The 22,429-nt window shown below is 57.8% G+C and carries 20 protein-coding genes; 9 read left to right on the forward strand and 11 right to left on the reverse strand.

Going from position 1 to position 22,429, the window contains the following annotated elements:
- Positions 1-7 precede the first annotated feature (7 nt).
- The 7 genes from KO536_RS00885 to pcaR all read right to left on the reverse strand — a co-directional run bounded on the left by KO536_RS00885 (position 8) and on the right by pcaR (position 8,300).
- Positions 8-1,360: a 3-carboxy-cis,cis-muconate cycloisomerase gene (locus tag KO536_RS00885; RefSeq protein WP_219260781.1), complete on the reverse strand. Its 1,353-nt coding sequence runs from the start codon at positions 1,358-1,360 to the stop codon at positions 8-10.
- A 47-nt stretch (positions 1,361-1,407) separates the two neighbouring features.
- Positions 1,408-2,700 carry an MFS family transporter gene (locus tag KO536_RS00890; RefSeq protein WP_019827869.1) on the reverse strand — a complete coding sequence of 431 codons (1,293 nt, stop codon included), beginning with the start codon at positions 2,698-2,700 and terminating at the stop codon, positions 1,408-1,410.
- 117 nt (positions 2,701-2,817) lie between these two features.
- Positions 2,818-4,023, reverse strand: coding sequence for a 3-oxoadipyl-CoA thiolase (pcaF, locus tag KO536_RS00895; protein ID WP_219260782.1), 1,206 nt, complete (start codon positions 4,021-4,023; stop codon positions 2,818-2,820).
- Entirely contained in the window at positions 4,020-4,802 is a 783-nt protein-coding gene (locus KO536_RS00900; protein WP_219260992.1) for a CoA-transferase subunit beta, read from the reverse strand. The genes pcaF and KO536_RS00900 overlap by 4 nt, the downstream gene beginning before the upstream one ends.
- Positions 4,799-5,656, reverse strand: a complete 858-nt coding sequence (locus KO536_RS00905) for a CoA transferase subunit A (protein WP_133075838.1) — start codon at positions 5,654-5,656, stop codon at positions 4,799-4,801. Before KO536_RS00905 ends, KO536_RS00900 begins: the two co-directional genes overlap by 4 nt.
- A 156-nt stretch (positions 5,657-5,812) precedes the next feature.
- A complete protein-coding gene (locus tag KO536_RS00910) occupies positions 5,813-7,159 on the reverse strand; it encodes an MFS transporter (protein WP_133075839.1) in 1,347 nt (448 codons plus the stop codon).
- A gap of 298 nt (positions 7,160-7,457) precedes the next feature.
- Positions 7,458-8,300 carry a pca regulon transcriptional regulator PcaR gene (gene pcaR / locus KO536_RS00915; protein WP_019827874.1) on the reverse strand — a complete coding sequence of 281 codons (843 nt, stop codon included), beginning with the start codon at positions 8,298-8,300 and terminating at the stop codon, positions 7,458-7,460.
- A 684-nt stretch (positions 8,301-8,984) separates the two neighbouring features.
- Between pcaR and KO536_RS00920 the strand changes: the two genes are divergently transcribed.
- Both KO536_RS00920 and KO536_RS00925 read left to right on the forward strand, forming a co-directional pair.
- Positions 8,985-9,185 (forward strand): hypothetical protein, encoded by a 201-nt coding sequence (locus tag KO536_RS00920; protein ID WP_133075840.1) that lies wholly within the window; start codon positions 8,985-8,987, stop codon positions 9,183-9,185.
- A gap of 353 nt (positions 9,186-9,538) precedes the next feature.
- Positions 9,539-11,011 carry an inorganic phosphate transporter gene (locus tag KO536_RS00925; protein WP_133075841.1) on the forward strand — a complete coding sequence of 491 codons (1,473 nt, stop codon included), beginning with the start codon at positions 9,539-9,541 and terminating at the stop codon, positions 11,009-11,011.
- A 162-nt stretch (positions 11,012-11,173) separates the two neighbouring features.
- Here the strand turns inward: KO536_RS00925 and ccoM are convergent, their stop codons facing one another.
- The 3 genes from ccoM to KO536_RS00935 form a co-directional block, all read right to left on the reverse strand.
- Complete coding sequence (gene ccoM / locus KO536_RS24415; protein ID WP_016779744.1) at positions 11,174-11,284, reverse strand: cytochrome c oxidase subunit CcoM; 111 nt, start codon at positions 11,282-11,284, stop codon at positions 11,174-11,176.
- 149 nt (positions 11,285-11,433) lie between these two features.
- Complete coding sequence (locus KO536_RS00930; RefSeq protein ID WP_219260784.1) at positions 11,434-11,595, reverse strand: hypothetical protein; 162 nt, start codon at positions 11,593-11,595, stop codon at positions 11,434-11,436.
- A 78-nt stretch (positions 11,596-11,673) separates the two neighbouring features.
- Entirely contained in the window at positions 11,674-11,991 is a 318-nt protein-coding gene (locus tag KO536_RS00935) for an aspartate-semialdehyde dehydrogenase (RefSeq protein WP_133075842.1), read from the reverse strand.
- 171 nt (positions 11,992-12,162) lie between these two features.
- Between KO536_RS00935 and rapA the strand changes: the two genes are divergently transcribed.
- Both rapA and KO536_RS00945 read left to right on the forward strand, forming a co-directional pair.
- Positions 12,163-15,009 (forward strand): RNA polymerase-associated protein RapA, encoded by a 2,847-nt coding sequence (gene rapA, locus KO536_RS00940; protein WP_133075843.1) that lies wholly within the window; start codon positions 12,163-12,165, stop codon positions 15,007-15,009.
- A 263-nt stretch (positions 15,010-15,272) separates the two neighbouring features.
- The gene (locus KO536_RS00945; protein WP_133075844.1) at positions 15,273-17,288 is read left to right on the forward strand and encodes a bifunctional diguanylate cyclase/phosphodiesterase; all 2,016 of its coding nucleotides are present in this window, start codon (positions 15,273-15,275) and stop codon (positions 17,286-17,288) included.
- Between the two features lie 155 nt (positions 17,289-17,443).
- Here the strand turns inward: KO536_RS00945 and KO536_RS00950 are convergent, their stop codons facing one another.
- Complete coding sequence (locus tag KO536_RS00950; protein WP_133075845.1) at positions 17,444-17,749, reverse strand: DUF2288 domain-containing protein; 306 nt, start codon at positions 17,747-17,749, stop codon at positions 17,444-17,446.
- Between KO536_RS00950 and KO536_RS24170 the strand changes: the two genes are divergently transcribed.
- From KO536_RS24170 to livG, 5 genes are all read left to right on the forward strand, one after another.
- Positions 17,748-17,882 carry a hypothetical protein gene (locus KO536_RS24170; RefSeq protein ID WP_257622696.1) on the forward strand — a complete coding sequence of 45 codons (135 nt, stop codon included), beginning with the start codon at positions 17,748-17,750 and terminating at the stop codon, positions 17,880-17,882. The two genes, KO536_RS00950 and KO536_RS24170, sit on opposite strands and share 2 nt — an antisense overlap.
- A 228-nt stretch (positions 17,883-18,110) precedes the next feature.
- Positions 18,111-19,238 (forward strand): branched-chain amino acid ABC transporter substrate-binding protein, encoded by a 1,128-nt coding sequence (locus KO536_RS00955; RefSeq protein WP_133075846.1) that lies wholly within the window; start codon positions 18,111-18,113, stop codon positions 19,236-19,238.
- Between the two features lie 249 nt (positions 19,239-19,487).
- Positions 19,488-20,411, forward strand: a complete 924-nt coding sequence (gene livH, locus KO536_RS00960; RefSeq protein WP_016779736.1) for a high-affinity branched-chain amino acid ABC transporter permease LivH — start codon at positions 19,488-19,490, stop codon at positions 20,409-20,411.
- Positions 20,408-21,664, forward strand: coding sequence for a high-affinity branched-chain amino acid ABC transporter permease LivM (locus KO536_RS00965; RefSeq protein ID WP_133075847.1), 1,257 nt, complete (start codon positions 20,408-20,410; stop codon positions 21,662-21,664). Before livH ends, KO536_RS00965 begins: the two co-directional genes overlap by 4 nt.
- On the forward strand, positions 21,661-22,428 hold the full coding sequence (livG, locus tag KO536_RS00970; RefSeq protein WP_133075848.1) for a high-affinity branched-chain amino acid ABC transporter ATP-binding protein LivG: 768 nt from the start codon (positions 21,661-21,663) through the stop codon (positions 22,426-22,428). The genes KO536_RS00965 and livG overlap by 4 nt, the downstream gene beginning before the upstream one ends.
- Position 22,429 lies beyond the last annotated feature (1 nt).

Here is a 22,429-nt window from a genome sequence, read left to right on the forward strand (position 1 = left end):
TTCTCCTTTAGAGGACCAACGCAAAATGTTCAGCCCGCGCACGCTCGACCCACGTCGTCGCCTGGCCAAGGTAATGGGCCGGATCGAGCAAGCGATCCAGTTCGTCTGCACTCAGGTGTGCGGTGATTAGCGGCTCATCACCCAATACCGCTCGCAAGTGACGCTGTTGGGCCACTGCACGCTTGCAACACTGCTCCAGCAGATGGTGCGCCGTTTCGCGCCCTACCCTCTGGGCCAGCACGATGCTCACCGCTTCGGCCAGCACCAGCCCGTGGGTCAGGTCAAGATTGCGCGCCATGCGCTCGCGGTCCACTTCCAGTCCTTGGGCAATGTTCAAGGACTGTACCAGCGCACCGGACACCACGCAGCAAATTTCAGGCAGGGTTTCCCACTCGGCATGCCACAGGCCCAGGCTGCGTTCGTGCTCCTGGGGCATGGCGCTGTACAGGATACTGAGCAGCCCCGGCACCCGTGTCGCGGCACTGATCAACACCGCTGAGCCCACGGGGTTGCGCTTGTGGGGCATGGTTGAAGAACCACCCTTGCCCGGCGCCGACGGCTCAAACACTTCAGCGGCCTCGGTTTGCATCAGCAGGCTGATATCCCGGCCTATCTTGCCAAGACCACCGGCGATCAAGCCTAGAACCGCACCGAACTCCACCAGACGATCACGCTGGGTATGCCAGGGTTGCTCAGGCAGGTTGAGCCCCAACTCGTTGGCCAGCGCCTGTGCCACCGGCATCCCCTGATCGCCCAGGGCCGCCAGGGTGCCCGAGGCGCCACCAAATTGCAGACACAGCAAACGCGGTTTCAGCTCATCAAGGCGTTGGCGGTTGCGGGTAACGGCGCCCAACCAACTGGCGATCTTCATCCCCAGTGTGACCGGCGTGGCCTGCTGCAGCCATGTACGCCCTGCCAAAGGCGTAGCGACATACCGCTGAGCCTGCTCGGCGAGGATATCCGCCAATTGCGTCAAGTCGCGCTCGATCAGCCCCAGAGCCGCCCGCAATTGCAGCACCAGGCCGCTGTCCATCACATCCTGGCTGGTGGCGCCCAAGTGCACATAACGCTCGGCCTCGGGCGCGGTACTGGCAATCTGTTTCCCCAGGGCTTTGACCAGGGGGATCGCCGAATTCCCGGCACTGACGATCGCCAGGCCCAGGGCCTCGAAGTCGTAGAGTTCAGCGCGACACGCCGCTGTAATCGGCGCGAGCGCAGCGTGAGGAATCACCCCGACCCCGGCCTGCGCCCGGGCCAGGGCCGCTTCGACGTCGAGCATGGCCTGGACCCGGCCTTGGTCGCTAAAGACCTCGCCCATGGCCTTGGCCGTAAAGTACGCATCGAAAAGCTGATGACTCATAAACCTTCCTTAGAAAGCGCGCGCCACCGATGGCGCGCGCGGGTACATCACAGATCGTGGTGCAGGTACTTGGGCTGCTTGGGCAAGCGGAAGCTGAACAGGAAAGCAATGGCCATCATGACCGTCACATACCAGTAGAAGCTGTTTTCCATGCCCATCGACTTGAGCCCCAACGCCACATATTCCGCCGATCCACCAAAGATCGCGTTGGCCACCGCATACGCCAGCCCCACGCCCAACGCACGCACCTGCGGCGGGAACATCTCGGCTTTGACCAGGCCGCTGATCGAGGTGTAGAAGCTGACAATCGCCAGCGCCAACGTAATCAGCACAAAGGCCAGAAACGGGCTGCTGATGGTTTTCAGGGTCAGCAGGATCGGTACCGTACACAGCGTACCCAACGCACCAAACCAGAGCATGTTGTTACGTCGACCGATCTTGTCCGCCAGCATGCCGAACAGCGGCTGCATGCACATATAAAGAAAGAGCGCGCCGGTCATGATGTAACTGGCGGTTTTGGCATGCATGCCAGCCGTGTTCACCAGGTACTTCTGCATATAGGTAGTAAAGGTGTAGAAAATCAGCGAGCCGCCGGCGGTGTAACCCAGCACGGTAATGAACGCCGCTTTATGGTCGCGGAACAACGCCCTCACACTGCCAGCATCCTTGTCCTGACGGGTTTCAGCGCTGGTGGTTTCTTTAAGGGTGCGACGCAGCATCAACGAAATCAGCGCTGCAATGGCACCGATTACAAACGGTACACGCCAGCCCCAGGCCCGCAGTTCATCTTCTGACAGGAACTGTTGAAGAATCACCACGACCAGTACAGCCAGCAACTGGCCGCCGATCAGCGTTACATACTGAAATGAGGCAAAGAAGCCACGCTGGCCCTTGAGCGCCACTTCACTCATATAAGTCGCCGTGGTCCCGTACTCGCCCCCCACCGACAGCCCCTGAAACAGTCGCGCCATCAACAGCAGGGCCGGCGCCCAGGCCCCGATCGAGGCGTAGGTAGGCAAACAGGCAATCACCAGCGAGCCGGCGCACATCATCAGCACCGAGATCATCATTGAATTCTTTCGCCCGTGCTTGTCGGCGACCCGGCCAAACAGCCAGCCGCCGATGGGGCGCATCAGAAAACCGGCCGCAAACACACCGGCGGTGTTGAGCAACTGCACCGTGGGGTCATCTGAAGGGAAAAAAGCAGGCGCAAAGTAAATCGCGCAGAAGGCGTAAACGTAAAAGTCGAACCATTCGACAAGGTTGCCGGAAGACGCACCGACAATCGCAAAGATCCTTTTTTTACGTTCCTCTCCTGTGTAGTGAGTTTCTGTTGTCATGTTTATTTACTCATCAGGTTTTAGTTGCAATCAGACACACCTTGCAACATATAGCGCCGCAACCGCAATAAGCCGAACGACTGAGGCTGCAGTCGTCCGGCTTTGACTCCAGCGCTATCAGACCCGTTCTATCGCCAATGCCAGACCTTGCCCAACACCCACGCACATGGTGGCCAGGCCTTTCTTGCCGCCGGTTTTTTCCAACTGATGCAGGGCGGTCATCACAATTCGTGCCCCGCTCATGCCCAGCGGGTGGCCCAGGGCAATTGCCCCGCCGTTGGGGTTAACCTGCGGCGCGTCGTCAGCCAGGCCCAATTCCCGCAATACGGCCAGGCCTTGGCTGGCGAACGCTTCGTTGAGTTCGATCACATCAAAATCGCTGACCGCCAGACCCAGGCGCTCAACCAGCTTGCGTACCGCAGGCACCGGGCCGATGCCCATGACACGCGGCGCCACACCCGCGCTGGCCATGCCCAGGACTCGGGCGCGAGCGGTCAGGCCATGACGCTTGACCGCCTCGGCCGACGCCAGAATCAGCGCCGCCGCACCGTCGTTTACCCCAGAGGCATTGCCCGCAGTGACGGTCTTGTCCGGACCGTTGACCGGCTTGAGTTTGCCCAGTGTTTCGAGGCTGGTATCCGCACGGGGATGTTCATCATGCTCAACGATGGTTTCGCCCTTTTTATGGGCGATACGTACCGGCACGATTTCTTCGGCGAAGTAACCTGCAGCCTGGGCAGCCGCAGTACGTTGCTGGCTGCGCAGGGCGAAAGCGTCCTGGTCGGCGCGGGAAATGTTGTACTCGTCGGCCACGTTGTCCGCCGTCTGTGGCATCGGATCGACACCGTACTGGGCTTTCATCAGCGGGTTGATAAAGCGCCAGCCGATGGTCGTGTCTTCCAGCTTCATGTTGCGCGAGAATGCCGCATCGGCCTTGCCCATCACAAAGGGCGCGCGTGACATGGACTCAACGCCTCCAGCAATCGCCAGCTCCATTTCACCGCTGGCAATGGCGCGGAACGCCGTACCGATGGCATCCATGCCCGAGGCACACAGGCGGTTGAGCGTCACGCCGGGAATGGTTGGCGCCAGCCCGGCCAGCAACGCAGCCATGCGGGCCACGTTGCGATTGTCTTCACCGGCCTGGTTGGCGCAGCCGAAAAACACTTCGTCGACTTCGTCCCATTTCACGCCAGGGTTGCGCTCGATCAGTGCCTTGATCGGTGCTGCAGCCAGGTCATCCGCACGAACCGTTGCCAGGCCACCGCCAAAACGGCCAATAGGGGTGCGAATCGCGTCACAGATAAAAACTTCACGCATCACGCTTCTCCCGGTGCCTGGCCGTGGGCCAGTGCAGTGCGCGCTTCCAGATCGCGCAAGGCTGTCAGCTCCACGTCGGTCGGTGCCGCCGTCTGCTGCACGTTATCGGCAAAGCGAATGGCCCAGCCGGTGGCCGCGATGACTTGCTCGCGGGTCACACCCGGGTGCAGCGCAGTGACCACGAATTCGTTGGTCTGCTCTTCAGGTTCCATGGTGCACAGGTCAGTGATGATCCCGACAGGACCGGCACCTGGCAGGCCCAGACGCTTGCGCGAGTCGCCGCCTTCGCCATGACCGACCGAGGTGATGAAGTCCAGCTTGTCGACAAATGAACGGGCCGACTGCTTGAGGATAATCAGCACGCTTTTCGCCGACCCGGCGATTTCCGGCGCACCACCTGCACCTGGAAGGCGCACTTTTGGCTGGTGATAGTCGCCGACCACTGTGGTGTTGATATTGCCGAAGCGGTCGACCTGGGCCGCGCCCAGAAAGCCCACATCGACCCGGCCGCCTTGCAGCCAGTAACGGAAGATTTCGCTGGTGGATACGACCGTGTCGGCGGTTTCAGCCAGTTCACCGTCACCAATCGACAGCGGCAATACATCCGGTTTGGCACCAATCGGGCCGGATTCGTAGATCAGCACCACATCAGGCGATGAAGTCAGGCGTGCCAGGTTGGCCGCCTTGGAAGGCAGGCCGATCCCGACAAAACACACAGAACCGTTTTTCAAGCGGCGAGCGGCGGCGACGGTCATCATTTCGTTGGTGGAGTAAGTCATTATTTTGCCTCCGAAGCGCGGGCCAGCTTGGCCTGGAACTCGCTGAAATTCGCAGTGCCGTGGATGTATTCGTTGATCCAGGCCGTAAAGGTCTCGCGGTCGCGGGCGATAGGGTCCCACGCCTGATAGAAACGGTTATCGCGCTCGGTGTAGCCGTGAGCGTAGGAAGGATGCGCGCCACCCGGTACATGGCATACAGCGCTAAGTGCCCAGGTTGGCAATACGCAGGCGTTCATCGGGGCTTGCAGGTCATCAACGATTTCTTCAACCGTGACGATGCAGCGCTTGGCCGCCAACGCCGCTTCTTTCTGTACACCCAAAATGCCCCACAGCAGCACGTTGCCTTTGCGGTCAGCCTTTTGCGCATGAATCACCGTCACGTCCGGGCGTACCGCCGGCACAGCGGCCAGGACTTCACCCGTAAACGGGCAAGTCACTGTCTTGATCAGCGGGTTGACCTTGGGCAGATCAGAACCGGCGTAGGCGCGCAGCACGGCGAACGGCAGGCCCGAGGCACCCGCCACGTAGGCGTTGGCCAGGTCGGCATGGCTGTGCTCTTCGATTTCCAGCGGCTGCGGCCACTGCTTTTCAACGGCATCGCGCAGACGGTGCAGCGAACCAACGCCCGGATTACCACCCCAGGAAAAGATCAATTTTCGTGCACAACCGGCGCCGATCAACTGGTCGTAGACCAGGTCAGGTGTCATCCGCACCAGGGTCAGGTCTTTCTTGCCCTGGCGGATGATTTCATGACCCGCTGCAGTCGGGATCAGGTGGGTGAAACCTTCAAGGGCAACGGTGTCGCCATCGCTCACAAATTGTTTCACCGCGTCGTGTAAGGAAATTATCTCTGCCATCTGGGGTAGCTCCCGTTTTTTGTAAGCCACTGCGGTTGTAGAAGGTGCGCCAGCGCGACACCGGATGTTCAGCAGATTAAGCCGCAGCTTTCGCCCAAACAATCCGATAATCGACTATGTGTTCGTTAATCGAACACATAGTTAGCACGACAACGATCAGGTTGCGTCCGCATGGCTGACCATGCCCTTGATCAGTACCGCAGCGGTGGCCAGGGCCGCTGGAATCACCAGGGCGGTCAGCACTTGCTCGAAGTTCCAGCCCAGTCCCAGCAGCGTCGCGCCCATCCAGGCCCCCAGAATGGCACCGAAGCGGCCAATGCCAAGCATCCAGGACACCCCCGTGGCGCGGCCTTGGGTCGGGTAGAAACGCGCAGCCAAAGAAGGCATTGCCGATTGCGCACCGTTCACACACATACCGGCCACCAGCACCAGGGTGGCGAGCAGCGTGATGTTGCCCAGGCTCTGGCCCACAGCGTAGGCAAACACCCCGGCCAGCAGGTAGAAAATGCCGATCACCTTGTGCGGATTGAATCGGTCCATCGCCCACCCCACTCCCACCGCACTCAGTACCCCGCCGAACTGGAACAGTGCGCCAATGAATGCCGCCTGCTCCATGCTTGCGCCACTGTCACGCATCAACGTCGGTAGCCAGCTGGTGAGCAGATACACAATCACCAGCCCCATGAAATAGGTGAGCCACAGCAACAAGGTGCCCGTGCTGTAGGTGCCGGAAAAAATCACCGCAAACACGTTGCGGGCCTTGACGGTCTTTTGCTCCGGCACACTGAAGCTTGCAGCTTGAGCCACAACTGCCGGGTTGATCGGAGACAAGGCTTTGCGCACGAGCTCAATACTGCGATTGCGTACGACCAGAAAACGCGCGGACTCAGGCAGCCACACCACTAAAACCAGGGTCAGGATCAGCGGCAACACCCCGCCGATCAGCAGCAGGCTGTGCCAGCCATACATAGGGATCAGCTTGGCCGAGACAAACCCGCCTGCGGCCATGCCCAGGTTAAAGCCGCAGAACATGCCGGTCACCAGCAAGGACTTGTGGCGTTCAGGGGTGTACTCCGACAGCAACGTGGTGGCATTGGGCATCCCGGCCCCCAGGCCCAAACCGGTCAAGAACCGCAATACCAGCAATTGATCCACGTTGGTGCTGTAGGCCGACGCCAGGCTGAACCCGCCAAAAACCAGTACCGCGACCACCAGCACCACTTTGCGACCAAAACGGTCCGCCAACGGCCCCGAACCCAACGCACCAAACACCATGCCGATCAGGGCGGCACTCATGACCGGCCCCAGGCTGGCGCGGTCTATGCCCCAGTCCTGAGACAGCGCCGGTGCAATAAAGCCCATTGCAGCGGTGTCCAGGCCATCTAGGAAAACAATCAGAAAACACAGGATCACGACGCGCCACTGGTAGCGTGACAAGGGTTGAGCATTGATGAAGGACTGCACATCAAGGCAGTTGCCGACGGAAGACTGGGGTGAATTCATTATTTTTATACCGAGTAAAAACCAGGGCGAACAAAAACCGGCCAGAGGCTGGCGGCTCACACTAAAAACTATCGGGGGATCAGCGAATTTTCGAGCGACTGCGCAGTGACTGCGTCAATGACGGACAGATGGGGGTGCTCATGGCGTGTAGCCTCTTCATTATTATTTTGGCCAGGTGCTGAAGAACGCGCAGCGGACTTCGAACAGGGCGCTGAGGCGACATTAAGCAGCGCACTGCCAGCACGCAATTCGATAAACGCTTAAGTGTGCGTTTATCGAACGCTTAGTAGCCGCTTCATCAACTGAACAGCTGGGTACTCAGCTCGCGGCTGGCGCTGAGCATGATCGGCAAAAAACGCTGTTCAAGCTCGGTGCGGGTAACGCGACCCGCGTGGGTGCTGACGTTCAAGGCTGCCAGAACCTGCCCTGAAGCGTCATACACCGGCACGGCAATCGAGCGCAGGCCTTGCTCCAGTTCTTGATCGACCACACACCAGCCTTGCTCCCGCACTTGCTGCAAACATTCAAGCAAGGCCTCGGGTGTGTGCAGGGTACGGCTGGTTTTAGCCTGGAACTCACCGTGGGCCAGGTATTCGTGCAGCGTCACATCATCCAGCGCTGCCAGCAGGATGCGTCCCATCGAGGTGCAATAGGCAGGCAGACGGCCACCTACCGACAGATCTACCGAGATCAGACGCTGGGTCGTTGCCGAGCGGGCGATGTAGAGGATGTCATCGCCTTCGAGGGTCGCCATGTTGCACGCCTCGTGCAATTGCTCACTCATGCGGTCCAGATACGGTTGGGCCGTTACCGCCAGCGGCGTCGACGACAGATAGGCATGACCCAGGGTCAGCACTTTGGGCAACAAGGAATAGGTTCGGCCATCGGTGGTCGCATAACCGAGCTTGATCAGGGTGTACAGGCAGCGGCGCACTGCGGCCCGCGGGATTTCAGTGCGATGGCTGATCTGCGCAATGGTCAGATGCCGCTTGCGTTCCTGAAACGCCTGCACGACCGCCAGGCCCCGGGCCAGTGACGACATGAAGTCAGGATCGCCGGTAAACGCCTGAATACGCTTGGCCGGTGACGCCACAATCGGTGGCGCGATACTGGCTACACCATTGCGCAGTTGATCATTCATTCCCAACCCCCAGCTTCAGCTATTTATAGTTATGATACGCCGGGCGATTATCGAACCGTTGGCCGATAATCGCAATCTCAACCCTCAAGACCGTTCCGACGACAGCCCATAGTTAGCCCGTAATCCTTGCACCCGCCTTTAATTGAAATCAAGCGCCCTGCTAAACAGTCGGATCAATGATAGAAAACGTCTGTTTTATATGTATTCAGGTTAAGTTCAGCCACCGGGTTAAATAACTTGATGGGCCAACTACTCGGGCACCGTATTAATAGAGTGTCTCGACGCAGGTATTCGATAATTCATAACACCTCACTCACTTGGAAGTTGACGGGCGTAAAGTTATTCAGCGATAGTAGTGGTACTCCTCAGCCCTTGAGGGCAGGAAGTGATTGAGTGCACAAGGTCAAGCCTGTGCGAAAGATTGGATCCAACCAACTCGTTGAGTTCAATAGGTACTCGCGGCTCAACCGTAAAGTGCATCGTGTGTTGTTTCCCTTTGGGGTGAACACTTACCAACGGCGGCGTTCATGTTTTAGTTGATGACGTGGCCGAGTGCATGGCGTGGTGTATTTAAGCGTGACGTTATTAATAGGCACTTGCCTTATGGTCTATCATTCGTCATATGAATCAGCCTCCCGGCACGGTGATTCACCAGGTTTAATCTCAACTCAATTAGGTAACACAGTGACGAAAGACGAACTGCGCGCAGAACTTGAGCGTCAGGAACAACGTTTCAAGGATGTTTATGGTGGTGAAGTGACGACCTACGCCGCTCAGTCAGAGCCCGGGCGTAAACCTTGGCGCAAACGTGCCAGTCTGCTCGACCAGGCTTTCTCCCAAGAAATCCAGAAAATTGAAAAAGAACTCAAAGCAGAAGAGCCATGACCTGCGCCTGAAAATCAGCACAGGCAACCCCAGATTGCCCCTTGCGCACCCGCCATTTGCATGAGCGGATGTGGCTGTTGGCTATGCCAGAGCACAAACCGATCCTGCAACCACGTCTGATTTGATAAATTTCATGTAGCCGAATCAGACCTGCGCAAGCGCATGAGCGTGCCCCTCGAACCCCCCTATAGCCTTTGGTATCAGTGGTTTGAGGGAAGTTTCCTACGCTCATTTGCGGAAGACCTTTACGAGCTTTTTCATTTATAGATGTTACCAACGGGCAGCTAGTGCATTGATTAGCGGGGTTTTCTGGCATAATCCGCCCCCCTTTATGACCGTGTCAGAAAACCTTCATGATCGATCTATTAAGCGGATTGGACGCCTGGGTTCTTATCAGCCTCTTCTTCGCCCTAGCCTTTGTTCTCGCGTTTGAGTTCATCAACGGCTTTCATGACACCGCGAACGCGGTTGCGACAGTCATCTACACCAAAGCCATGCCGCCTCACCTGGCGGTGTTCTTTTCCGGTGTATTCAACTTCCTCGGCGTTCTGCTGGGCGGGGTCGGCGTGGCATATGCCATCGTCCACCTGCTGCCGGTAGAGCTGCTGGTCAATGTAAACACCGGACATGGCCTGGCCATGGTGTTCTCATTGCTTGCAGCGGCCATCACCTGGAACCTCGGGACCTGGTATTTCGGGATTCCGGCGTCAAGCTCTCACACCCTGATCGGTTCGATCCTGGGCGTAGGCCTGGCCAATGCCCTGATCAGCGGCATTCCGGTAAGTGAAGGGGTTAACTGGCAGAAGGCGATCGACATTGGCGCCTCGCTGGTGTTCTCGCCAATGGCCGGTTTCCTGGTTGCAGGCCTGGTGTTGATTGCCCTGAAGTGGTGGCGTCCTGCATCCAAGATGCACAAGACCCCGGAACAACGCCGCAAGCTGGACGACAAAAAGCACCCGCCCTTCTGGAACCGCCTGGTCCTGGTGATCTCGGCCATGGCCGTAAGCTTCGTTCACGGCTCCAACGATGGCCAGAAAGGCATCGGCCTGATCATGCTGGTTCTGATCGGCATCGTGCCAAGCGCTTTCGTTCTGGACTTGAACAGCACCACCTACCAGATCGAGCGTACTCGCGACGCCACCTTGCACCTGAGCCAGTTCTACGAGCGTAACAACGCTTCGCTGGCCGAGTTCCTGGCGCTGGGCAAAAGCGTCAAAGGCGACCTCCCGGATCAGTTCAGCTGCAACCCGCAGCAGACCGAACCGACCATCGCTGCTCTGTTGACCTCGCTTAAAGGCGTGGCGGACTACCACTCGATTCCAGCTGAAAAACGTATCGAGATCCGCCGCTACCTGCTTTGCCTGGATGACACCGCGAAAAAAGTCAGCAAATTGCCAGCGCTTGATTCCCGCGAAAAAGCGGACCTCGAAAAACTGCGTAAAGACCTGACCGCCACCACAGAATACGCCCCGTTCTGGGTAATTCTGGCTGTCGCACTGGCCTTGGGCCTGGGCACAATGGTTGGCTGGAAACGCGTGGTTAAAACCATCGGCGAGAAGATCGGCAAGCAAGGCATGACCTATGCCCAGGGCATGGCGGCTCAGATCACCACTGCCTTTGCCATCGGTATGGCCAACATCTTCGCCCTGCCTGTATCGACGACACACATTCTGTCGTCGGGTGTGGCGGGCACGATGGTCGCCAACAAAAGCGGCCTGCAAGGCGGCACGATCAAGACCATCCTGATGGCGTGGGTGTTGACCTTACCGGCCACCATCGCTCTGTCTGCGACGCTGTTCTGGCTGGCTTCCAAAGCACTCGCCTGATTCTGCGCCGAACAAAAAAGGTACGTCCCTTGCGGGCCGTACCTTTTTTTATGCCTGCTCCCACAGTCATCCTCCAGGAGAAGGTCTTTTTACAGGCAAAAAAATAGGCGACCGAAGTCGCCCAAAATGCCTTGCGTGCTCATGCTCTGTTAAGACTCGGCGCTATTTGCGCTTCTGGGAGTCTTTCCAGATAAAAATGCCCAGACCTGCGAAAAACAAAACCATGAGGCCGACGGTAAGAACTCCGGCGATAACCACATTATCGAGAAACATGACGGCCTCCTGCGCAAGTCTGATTGCTTGTCTGTTGAAGCTAGATTAACCACTCGCGCAGGCGCACAACTTGACCGGGATCAATAGTGATCCACGGCCAGCTGTCAATTGAGGGGCTTGGTTGACTCAGATCATCGAAAACGGGCAGTTCAGCGCTTTTTCGGTTTTTTCTTCGGCTTTTTCGCAGCTTTTGCCAACGGCATTGCCTGCTCGAACGCATTGCGCACTTCGTTCAAGCGCTTTTCATTGAGGTCGTGGACCCGCTTGGCGCGCTCGGCGCCCAGATCGACCAGTTTGGTGTCTTGGCTCATAAAAAATCAGACCACTGTCAGTGTGTTTCAGTACGCCAATAATGCGATGCAAGCTCAGCGCTGACCAGAAAAAACCTCCTACACCTTGATATCGACCCACAACCCCTGACGCTGCATGCCATCAATCACGGGCGCTACCGGCGCACTGTCATCAGCGTTTTCTTGCGCCGCGCCTTCCTGTTCCCGCGCTTCACGACGACGCTTGTCATGCTGACGTTGTTGCTCCTCGCGCAACAGCAGCGTGGTCTGATCGGCATCGCTGTTCTTCAGGTCAATTGCACATTCACTGGAACTGGCTTGCGCAGGTGCAACGGGGGGAATCTCGGGGCGAGGACGTACAGGGTCCTGTCCGGAGGTCACGGGTACAATGCCAAGGGGCAAGATGGACGGCAACATGGTGATTGTTCTCCTGTCTTCAGGCTGTCGGCGACAACCCGTCGAGGTGAGCCGTTCGTCGATAACTGCCGGGGCTTCTTTTGTGCCGGGCAGCTTTTTATGAGAGTCCTTTGGACTGGGGCCACTGATCCGTTAATATACTCGGCTTTTTCAAAGCGGGAGTCAGGCAGCATGGCGCAGCAGTATCAACCGGGGCAACGCTGGATTAGTGACAGCGAAGCAGAGCTAGGTTTAGGCACCGTTCTGGCACAGGACGGTCGCTTGTTGACCGTGCTCTATCCGGCCACTGGCGAAACCCGCCAATATTCGCTGCGCAACGCACCGCTGACGCGTGTTCGGTTCTCGCCAGGTGACACCATCATCCACTTCGAAGGCTGGAAGATGACCGTGCGCGAAGTCGAGGACGTTGACGGCCTGATGGTCTACCACGGCCTCAATGAGCAAAACGAAGCCGTCACCCTGCCAGAAACCCAACTGTCGAACTTTATCCAGTTCCGCCTGGCCAGCGACCGTTTGTTCGCCGGCCAGATCGACCCGCTGTCCTGGTTCTCGCTGCGCTACCACACCCTTGAGCACACCAGCCGTCAGCTGCAATCGCCGCTGTGGGGCCTGGGTGGCGTGCGTGCGCAACCCATTGCACACCAACTGCACATTGCCCGCGAAGTGGCTGACCGCATCGCTCCACGGGTTTTGCTGGCTGACGAAGTGGGCCTGGGCAAAACCATTGAAGCCGGTCTGGTGATTCACCGCCAACTGCTCAGTGGCCGCGCCAACCGCGTCTTGATCGTAGTCCCGGAAAACCTGCAGCACCAATGGCTGGTTGAAATGCGTCGCCGCTTCAACCTTGAAGTAGCGCTGTTCGATGAAGAACGCTTTATCGAAAGCGATGCCAGCAACCCGTTTGAAGACTGCCAACTGGCGCTGATTGCCCTGGAATGGCTGGTTGACGATCCCAAGGCCCAGGCTGCGCTGTTTGATGCTGACTGGGATCTGCTGGTGGTCGACGAAGCGCACCACTTGGTGTGGCATGAAGACAACGTCAGCCCCGAGTACGGCCTGGTTGAACAGCTCGCCGGCGTAATCCCGGGCGTACTGCTGCTTACCGCAACGCCAGAGCAACTGGGTCAGGACAGCCACTTTGCGCGCTTGCGCCTGCTGGACCCTAACCGCTTCCACGACCTGGCCGCTTTCCGCGCCGAGAGCGAAAACTATCGCCCGGTTGCTCAAGCCGTACAGGAGCTGCTGGATAAGGGCCGCCTGTCACCTGAAGCCCACCAGACCATCCACGGCTTCCTTGGTGCCGAAGGCGATACCCTGCTGGCCGCCGTCAATGATGGCGATGCAGAGGCCAGCGCCCGCCTGGTGCGCGAGCTGCTTGACCGCCACGGCACCGGCCGCGTCCTGTTCCGTAACACCCGCGCTGCGATCCAGGGTTTCCCGGAGCGCAAACTGCACGCTTACCCGCTGCCGTGCCCGGCCGAATACCTGGAGCTGCCGCTGGGCGAACACGCCGAGCTGTACCCGGAAGTCAGCTTCCAGTCCCAGCCTGACGCCAGCGATGAAGAGCGCTGGTGGCGCTTTGATCCTCGGGTTGAGTGGCTGACCGACACCCTGAAAATGCTCAAGCGCACCAAAGTGCTGGTCATTTGCGCCCACGCCGAAACCGCAATGGATCTGGAAGACGCCCTGCGCGTTCGTTCCGGCATTCCTGCAACGGTCTTCCACGAAGGCATGAACATTCTTGAGCGCGACCGCGCTGCAGCCTACTTCGCAGATGAAGAGTTCGGCGCTCAAGTACTGATCTGTTCCGAAATCGGCAGTGAAGGTCGCAACTTCCAGTTCGCCCACCATCTGGTGCTGTTCGACCTGCCGTCCCACCCGGACTTGCTGGAGCAGCGTATCGGCCGTCTGGACCGTATCGGTCAGAAGCACATTATCGAACTGCACGTGCCGTACCTTGAAACCAGCCCGCAACAGCGCCTGTTCCAGTGGTACCACGAAGCGCTGAATGCCTTCCTCAATACCTGCCCGACCGGCAACGCCCTGCAACACCAGTTCGGCCCACGCCTGCTGCCGTTGCTTGAAGCTGCGGACGATCACGAGTGGCAAGCGCTGATCGACGAAGCACGCCTTGAACGCGAGCGTCTCGAACAGGAGCTGCACACTGGCCGTGACCGCTTGCTTGAGCTTAACTCCGGCGGCTCGGGTGAAGGCGAAGCCCTGGTTGAAGCGATTCTTGAACAAGACGACCAGTTCACCCTGCCGATCTACATGGAAACCCTGTTCAACGCCTTTGGCATCGACAGCGAAGACCATTCCGAGAACGCGCTGATCCTCAAGCCAAGCGAAAAAATGCTCGACGCCAGCTTCCCGCTGGGCGACGACGAAGGTGTCACCATCACCTACGATCGCAACCAGGCACTGTCGCGCGAAGACATGCAATTCATCACCTGGGAACACCCGATGGTGCAAGGCGGCATGGACCTCGTACTGTCAGGCTCGATGGGCAACACCGCCGTCGCCCTGATCAAGAACAAGGCCCTCAAGCCTGGCACCGTGCTGCTGGAGCTGATTTACGTCAGCGAAGTGGTTGCCCCGCGCTCCCTGCAATTGGGTCGCTACCTGCCCCCCGCGGCCCTGCGCTGCCTGCTCGACGCCAACGGCAATGACCTGTCGTCACGCGTGGCGTTCGACACGCTCAACGAGCAACTGGAGAGCGTGCCCCGTGCCAGCGCCAACAAGTTCGTCCAGGCCCAGCGCGACCAGCTGACGCCGAAGATCAACGCCGGTGAAGCCAAGATCGCCCCCCGTCACGCAGAGCGCGTGGCCGAAGCGCAACGCCGCCTGGCAGCCGATACCGAAGAAGAACTGGCACGTTTGACTGCCCTGCAAGCGGTCAACCCTAGCGTTCGGGACAGCGAGCTGGTTGCCTTGCGCAAGCAACGCGAACAAAGCCTGGCCATGCTCGAAAAAGCAGCCCTGCGCCTTGAAGCCATTCGCGTGCTGGTAGCGGGTTAAAACCCCAAGACCTGTGGGAGCGGGCTTGCTCGCGATTGGATCAATGTGGTGAAACTGAATCACCGCGTTGATCCTATCGCGAGCAAGCCCGCTCCCACATCTTTGACAGTTCCGATCTGACGTAACTGACTATAAACCCCCGCCCTAATAACAAAATGATCGCTATCATTTTGCCATCACACCTGCCTCGCTCTATCCAGCCTCTATACTCGATCCCAAGCTAGCAACTTTCGACTAGCACATCAGGATTGCCGAGGCGTGCAATGGAAAGGCTAGGGTTGCAACTTGTGGTTGAGCCTTCAGAAAACGCGCAACTGCTGTTAATCGGCGGCTATAGCCCCTATCTGGTATTCGTCGCTTGGCTGGTCGCCTGTACTGCCTGCCTGGCCACGCTGGATCTGCTCGACCGCTGCGCCCATGCAGAAAAAACCGCTGCCAAGACCCTTTGGCGATGGATCAGTGTCGGTTGCCTGGCGACCGGCATATGGGCCATGTACACCATCTGCCTGCTGGCATTGGAGTCGTCCCCTCTTGAATCTCGCTACAGCCTCGCAATAGCCATTGGCTCCTTAGTGATATCCCTGCTCGCGGCCCTGGTGATCGTGAACGTTTTCACTCGCATCACGATCTGGCGTTCACGTAGCGGCTTGCTGCATCAACTGACCAAATTTGCCTTGTGCATGACGGCAGCAGGCACCCTGCTCTGCGCTTACTTCATCAGCATGTCGGCCGTGGGCGACCCGGTTGTGAGCCATTCAGGTACGGACAGCAAGAACTGGCAACTGGCGCTGGTGGCTGCCCTGATTGCCCTGTTGTTGATTGGCAGTTGCATCAGTGCCGCGATCGTCGACAAAAAGCTGCAACTCAAGGAGCGCGACCTGAGGCGGGTCAACGCATTGCTCAGTCAACTCGACCAGGCGCGTGCGTCATTGCAGCAAGTGGCCCATTACGATCCGTTGACCAACCTGATCAATCGACGTGGTTTCAACCAGCTATTTGCTGAAAAGCTCATTGAGTGCACTGCCAATACCAGCAAGTTGGCCGTGATGTTCCTCGACATTGACCACTTCAAACGCATCAATGACAGCCTGGGCCACGATGCGGGCGACGAATTGCTGAAGGTCATCGCCGCGCGCATCAAACATGCCACCCGCAGCCACAATGACGTCGTTGCACGCTTTGGCGGTGACGAGTTCTGTATTTTGATCAACCTGAGCCATCGCGAAGAAGCGCAAAGCATGGGCCAGCGCATCATGCTCAAACTCAAAGAGCCCATCGAGCTGTCAGGAAGACAGATGGTGATGACCACCAGCATTGGCATCAGTGTGTTTCCGGATGACGGAACAAACTGTGCCGAACTGCTCAAGCATGCCGACCTGGCGCTTTATCAGTCCAAGGGGTGCGGGCGTAACAACCTGAACTTTTTTAGCCCTAATCTTAAAACCCGTGCCTCGCTGGAACTGCAGATCGAGGAAGAACTGCGTAACGCGCTCAATGAAGACAAAGGGCTGCTTCTACATTACCAGCCCATCTTTGACCTCAAGCATGGCCGCGTCGCCAAACTCGAGGCCCTGGTGCGCTGGCAGCATCCCGAACATGGCTTGCTCGGTCCGGACCGTTTTATCAACATCGCCGAGGCCAACGGGCTGATCGCCGAACTGGACCATTGGGTACTGCGCAAAGCCTGTCATGACCTTGCCGCCCTTTCCCGCCAGGGGTGGGCACATTTGGGGATTGCCGTGAATTGTTCGGCGCGCAATCTGGTGCGGGTTGAGCTGGCAGACGAAATCGAAAGCGCTCTTCGCACATCAGGCATTGCTGCCCATCGACTGGAACTGGAAGTCACGGAAAACGCCCTGATGTGCAACCTGAGCAGCACCTCCCAGCTGTTGCGACAGATCCGGGCGCTTGGCGTGTCACTGTCCATTGATGATTTCGGCACCGGTTATTCATCCCTGGCCTACCTGAAGCGCCTGCCACTCAACACCTTGAAAATTGACCGTTCGTTTATCCAGGATATACCGAGCTCCAGCCAGGACATGGAAATCGTCCAGGCCATTATCCTCATGGCCCACACCCTGCACCTGCAAGTCGTCACCGAAGGTGTGGAGACCATCCAGCAGTTCGAGTTTCTTGAGCAGTTCGGCTGCGACTTTATCCAGGGCTATCTGCTCAGTCGCCCCGTCCCCTTCGAGGCACTGCAAGAGACTCTCGAACAGCTCGACAAACGCCCGGTGCCCGCACCGGACCACACCACATTTGTATTCACCGGCCAGTAGCAGCACAGCTGCCCTGCAGCCAAAAAAAAACGCCACAGTACCAACTGTGGCGTTTCTCTACGGCAAATTGCCACTACCTGTCGCCGGGTTACTCAGCTACACACTCCGGGCTCTTCAAATCAGTGCAAATAATTGCCCCAGCTTGGTGCGCACAGCTATTTTTTCGCCCTTTCCTGGACCATCACCCAAGGTGAAACCACGACTGCCCAGAGCTGCGGGTCACGTTCAAGAACGTCTAGCGCCTGCGCCTCAGTCATCTTGCCAAGAACACCAGACGCCATCCAGGCCGCGACTTTCTCTGCATCATCCTGAGTCACGGCCTGCGCCGCTTCAATCAAGTCCAGCTCAGGTTCAACCCACAGCAAATCACCTTTGGCGAAGAAGGGCTGCAAGGCTTTCCATTCAATAGTTGAGGTCTCGCCAAGCAGCTTGGCATAGAGGGTGCTAGGTTCTTCGTTCATGGGTTTCACCGGGAAAAAAAATCGGCGCAATGATAACGCCGCACACCCGGTAGAAAAACCCGGTTTTTCAGGCAAAGGAACGAAGAAAGAGCAGAAGGCACAGGACCGCCGCGTTGATCTGGCAACATTCTGATAACTATCAACAGCCTAATCCGCCGCTATTCTGTCTCTTTCTTACGTTTAAGCGACATTTCCTGTTTATTCCCCCGGCAGCCCGCTATTCAAGCGCTAAACCGGCGCTCTACACTGTACCGGTACAGTTGCAGGGGGGATTGACCGGGCATTTCGCTAAGAAGAAGACCCGGTCCGGCTGCCTTGGCTTCCAGGACTATAAAAATTACAACAGAAGAGTGGAGCACCAATAAAGATGGCTACGAAGCAGATTACTAAACTGTTTGCCGCTATGGTTTTGGCCGGGTTTGCCAGCCATTCATTTGCCGCAGACACCATCAAGATCGGTATCGCCGGCCCTAAAACCGGGCCTCTGACGCAGTACGGCGACATGCAGTTTGCTGGCGCAAAAATGGCCATCGAACAAATCAACGCCAAAGGCGGTGTTGATGGCAAAAAACTTGAAGCCGTTGACTACGATGACGCCTGCGACCCGAAACAAGCGGTTGCCGTGGCCAACAAAGTCGTCAATGACGGCATCAAATTTGTAGTCGGCCACCTGTGCTCCAGCTCCACTCAGCCTGCTTCGGACATTTACGAAGACGAAGGCATCATCATGATTACCCCGGCCGCCACCGGCCCGGAAATCACCGCCCGCGGTTACAAAATGATCTTCCGTACCATCGGTCTGGACAGCGCCCAGGGCCCTGCAGCCGGTAACTACATCGCTGATCACGTGAAACCGAAAATCGTCGCGGTATTGCACGACAAACAGCAATACGGTGAAGGCATCGCCTCCGCCGTTAAAAAGACCCTGGAAGACAAAGGCGTCAAGGTCGCTGTCTTTGAAGGCGTCAACGCTGGCGAAAAAGACTACTCCTCTGTCATTGCCAAGCTCAAGCAAGCCAACGTCGACTTCGTCTACTACGGCGGCTACCACCCTGAGCTGGGTCTGATCCTGCGCCAGGCCAAAGAGAAAGGCCTGAACGCCAAGTTCATGGGCCCAGAAGGCGTGGGCAACGAGTCCATCTCGCAAATCGCCCAGGGCGCTTCCGAAGGCCTGCTGGTTACCCTGCCAAAAGCATTCGACGCCGACCCGGCCAACAAGGCTCTGGTTGATGCCTTTGCTGCCAAGAAACAAGATCCTACCGGCCCATTCGTGTTCCCGGCTTACGCAGCGGTTGAAGTGATTGCCGGCGGTATCGAGCAAGCCAAAAGCGAAGACCCAACCAAAGTCGCTGAAGCTATCCACAAAGGCACTTACAAAACCCCAACCGGCAACCTGAAATTTGACGCCAAAGGCGACGTGGAAGATTTCAAGTTCGTGGTTTACGAATGGCACTTCGGCAAGCCTAAAACTGAAGTAAGCCCTCAGTAAGGGTCGGTTCCCGACCTGACAACAAAGCCCACTGCACAAGCGGTGGGTTTTGTTTTACGGGTCCTTGGTTCGTGGAAATGGGGCTGCGCTTTCGTGATCCGAAAGTCTGTCCACCTGAAAATCTTTAAAACCGTCACCAGCGGTTCGCTGGCAGAAGACCCGTGCTCCAAGTGGGTGAATACCCATACAGCCCGGGCCGGAAAATGACTCCACCAGTGAAATGCGTCTCAGGTTTTTAGGAGCTTTGTAATGCCTGACATCTATCACTTCTTCCAAATGCTGGTTAACGGCCTCAACGTTGGCAGCACTTATGCCCTGATCGCCATCGGCTACACGATGGTTTACGGCATTATTGGAATGATCAACTTCGCCCACGGCGAGGTGTACATGATTGGTTCCTATATTGCGTTCATCGCCATCGCAGGCTTGACCATGATGGGTCTGGACAGCGTGCCACTCCTGCTGACTGCCGCGTTTATCGCCAGCATCGTGGTCACCAGCGCCTACGGCTACAGCATCGAGCGGGTTGCCTACCGTCCCTTGCGCGGCAGTAACCGCCTTATCCCGTTGATTTCCGCCATCGGCATGTCGATCTTCCTGCAAAACACCGTACTACTGGCACAGGACTCAAAAGACAAATCGATCCCTAACCTGATCCCCGGCGGCTTCACCTTTGGTCCTGGAGGCGCTAGTGAAGTTATCGTCTCCTACATGCAAATCGTGGTTTTCGTCGTCACCTTCCTCGCAATGCTTGGCCTGACCCTGTTCATCTCTCGCTCACGCATGGGCCGCGCCTGCCGCGCCTGTGCCGAAGACATGAAAATGGCCAACCTGCTGGGTATCAATACCAACAACGTCATTGCGCTGACCTTCGTGATCGGTGCTGCCCTGGCAGCCGTTGCAGCGGTGTTGATCAGTGTCCAGTACGGCGTAATCAACCCTAACGCAGGATTCCTGGTGGGCCTTAAAGCCTTCACCGCTGCGGTATTGGGCGGTATTGGCAGCATTCCTGGCGCGATGCTCGGTGGCCTGGTACTCGGTGTAGCTGAAGCCTTTGGTGCCGATATCTTCGGCGACCAGTACAAAGACGTAGTGGCTTTTGGCTTGCTGGTGCTGGTGCTGCTGTTCCGTCCGACCGGCATTCTGGGGCGTCCGGAGATTGAAAAAGTATGACTAGGAATCTAAAGTCGGCGCTCTTCAGCGCCTTGTTGGTCTGGGCCGTCGCCTACCCGGTACTCGGCCTGAAACTGACTATCGTCGGGATCAACATCGAAGTTCACAACACCAGCCCCTTGATCCTGAGCGTGATTGCGATCTGCTCCTTGCTGATGTTTGTGCGCGTGTTGTTCAACCAGCAACTGACCTCGGCCTGGAAGAACTCTCCCAGCCTGCCAAAAGTGCCTGTCAAGGCCACCAACTTCCTGACCCTGCCCAGCACCCAGCGCTGGATCATTCTCGGTCTGGTCGTGATTGCCCTGATCTGGCCTTTCTATGGTTCGCGCGGTGCCGTGGACATTGCCACGCTGATCCTGATCTACGTGATGCTCGGCCTGGGCCTGAACATTGTGGTCGGGCTGGCCGGTCTGCTTGACCTGGGTTATGTCGGGTTCTATGCCGTGGGTGCCTACACCTACGCGCTGCTCGCCCATTACTTCGGCCTGAGCTTCTGGATCTGCCTGCCGCTGGCCGGGTTGATGGCCGCTACCTTTGGCTTCCTGCTCGGTTTCCCGGTGTTGCGCTTACGCGGTGACTATCTGGCCATCGTGACCCTGGGCTTCGGTGAAATCATCCGTCTGTTCCTGCGTAACCTGACCGATCTCACTGGCGGCCCCAACGGTATCAGCAACATCCCGAAACCAACGTTGTTCGGCCTCAGCTTCGACAGAACCGCTGCCGAAGGCATGCAAACCTTTCACGAGTACTTTGGCATCGCTTACAACTCGATCAACAAGGTCATTTTCTTGTACCTGATCGCGTTGGTGCTGGTACTGCTGGTGCTGTTCGTGATCAACCGCCTGCTGCGCATGCCAATCGGTCGCGCATGGGAAGCACTGCGTGAAGACGAAATCGCCTGCCGCGCTCTGGGCCTGAACCCGACCGTGATCAAGCTTTCCGCCTTCACCCTGGGCGCTACCTTCGCAGGTTTCGCCGGCAGCTTCTTTGCTGCACGCCAGGGCCTGGTGACGCCTGAGTCGTTCACCTTCCTTGAGTCGGCGATCATTCTGGCCATCGTGGTACTGGGTGGCATGGGCTCGCAACTGGGCGTGATCCTGGCAGCCGTGGTGATGATCCTGCTGCCAGAGATGATGCGTGAATTCAGCGAATACCGAATGCTGCTGTTCGGAGCACTGATGGTGCTGATGATGATCTGGCGCCCGCAAGGTCTTCTGCCCATGCAACGTCCTCACCTGGAGCTGCGAAAATGAGCCGCGAGTTACTGAAAGTCAGCGGCCTGAGCATGCGCTTTGGCGGCTTGTTGGCGGTGAATGGCGTGGCCCTGACCGTCAAGGAAAAACAGGTTGTGTCGATGATCGGCCCTAACGGTGCCGGCAAGACCACGGTCTTCAACTGCCTGACCGGTTTCTACAAGCCGTCTGCCGGTAGCATCGTGCTCGATGGTGAGTCGATTGAAGGCCTGCCGGGTCATGAAATCGCGCGCAAAGGCGTGGTTCGTACCTTCCAGAACGTGCGCCTGTTCAAAGACATGACAGCCGTTGAGAACCTGCTGATTGCCCAGCATCGCCACCTCAACACCAACTTTCTGTCGGGCCTGTTCAAAACCCCTTCATTCCGTAAAAGCGAACGTGAGGCCCTGGATTACGCCGCGTACTGGCTGGACAAGGTCAACCTGACCGAGTTCGCCAACCGCCCGGCGGGCACCTTGGCATACGGCCAGCAACGACGCCTGGAAATCGCCCGCTGCATGATGACGCGTCCGCGCATCCTCATGCTCGACGAACCGGCGGCAGGGCTGAACCCCAAGGAAACCGAAGACCTCAAAGCGCTGATCAGCGTTTTGCGCAATGAGCACAACGCTACCGTGCTGTTGATTGAGCACGACATGAAACTGGTCATGAGCATTTCCGACCATATCGTGGTGATCAACCAGGGCACGCCTTTGGCTGACGGGACGCCGGAACAGATCCGCGACAACCCTGAAGTGATCAAAGCCTATTTGGGGGAAGCGTAAA

The organism is Pseudomonas sp. NKUCC02_KPG (genome assembly GCF_019345465.1).
Taxonomy (GTDB): domain Bacteria; phylum Pseudomonadota; class Gammaproteobacteria; order Pseudomonadales; family Pseudomonadaceae; genus Aquipseudomonas.

Excerpts from the sequence above, each read along its gene's own strand:
- KO536_RS00950 (WP_133075845.1), bottom strand. The coding sequence starts at position 17,749 with ATGAACGAAGAACCTAGCACCCTCTATGCCAAGCTGCTTGGCGAGACC.
- KO536_RS24170 (WP_257622696.1), top strand. The coding sequence starts at position 17,748 with ATGGGTTTCACCGGGAAAAAAAATCGGCGCAATGATAACGCCGCACAC.
- KO536_RS00935 (WP_133075842.1), bottom strand. The coding sequence starts at position 11,991 with ATGTTGCCGTCCATCTTGCCCCTTGGCATTGTACCCGTGACCTCCGGA.
- KO536_RS00905 (WP_133075838.1), bottom strand. The coding sequence starts at position 5,656 with ATGGCAGAGATAATTTCCTTACACGACGCGGTGAAACAATTTGTGAGC.
- KO536_RS00890 (WP_019827869.1), bottom strand. The coding sequence starts at position 2,700 with ATGACAACAGAAACTCACTACACAGGAGAGGAACGTAAAAAAAGGATC.
- KO536_RS00930 (WP_219260784.1), bottom strand. The coding sequence starts at position 11,595 with ATGAGCCAAGACACCAAACTGGTCGATCTGGGCGCCGAGCGCGCCAAG.
- ccoM (WP_016779744.1), bottom strand. The coding sequence starts at position 11,284 with ATGTTTCTCGATAATGTGGTTATCGCCGGAGTTCTTACCGTCGGCCTC.
- KO536_RS00885 (WP_219260781.1), bottom strand. The coding sequence starts at position 1,360 with ATGAGTCATCAGCTTTTCGATGCGTACTTTACGGCCAAGGCCATGGGC.
- KO536_RS00925 (WP_133075841.1), top strand. The coding sequence starts at position 9,539 with ATGATCGATCTATTAAGCGGATTGGACGCCTGGGTTCTTATCAGCCTC.
- livG (WP_133075848.1), top strand. The coding sequence starts at position 21,661 with ATGAGCCGCGAGTTACTGAAAGTCAGCGGCCTGAGCATGCGCTTTGGC.
- KO536_RS00945 (WP_133075844.1), top strand. The coding sequence starts at position 15,273 with ATGGAAAGGCTAGGGTTGCAACTTGTGGTTGAGCCTTCAGAAAACGCG.
- livH (WP_016779736.1), top strand. The coding sequence starts at position 19,488 with ATGCCTGACATCTATCACTTCTTCCAAATGCTGGTTAACGGCCTCAAC.
- KO536_RS00910 (WP_133075839.1), bottom strand. The coding sequence starts at position 7,159 with ATGAATTCACCCCAGTCTTCCGTCGGCAACTGCCTTGATGTGCAGTCC.
- rapA (WP_133075843.1), top strand. The coding sequence starts at position 12,163 with ATGGCGCAGCAGTATCAACCGGGGCAACGCTGGATTAGTGACAGCGAA.
- KO536_RS00965 (WP_133075847.1), top strand. The coding sequence starts at position 20,408 with ATGACTAGGAATCTAAAGTCGGCGCTCTTCAGCGCCTTGTTGGTCTGG.
- pcaR (WP_019827874.1), bottom strand. The coding sequence starts at position 8,300 with ATGAATGATCAACTGCGCAATGGTGTAGCCAGTATCGCGCCACCGATT.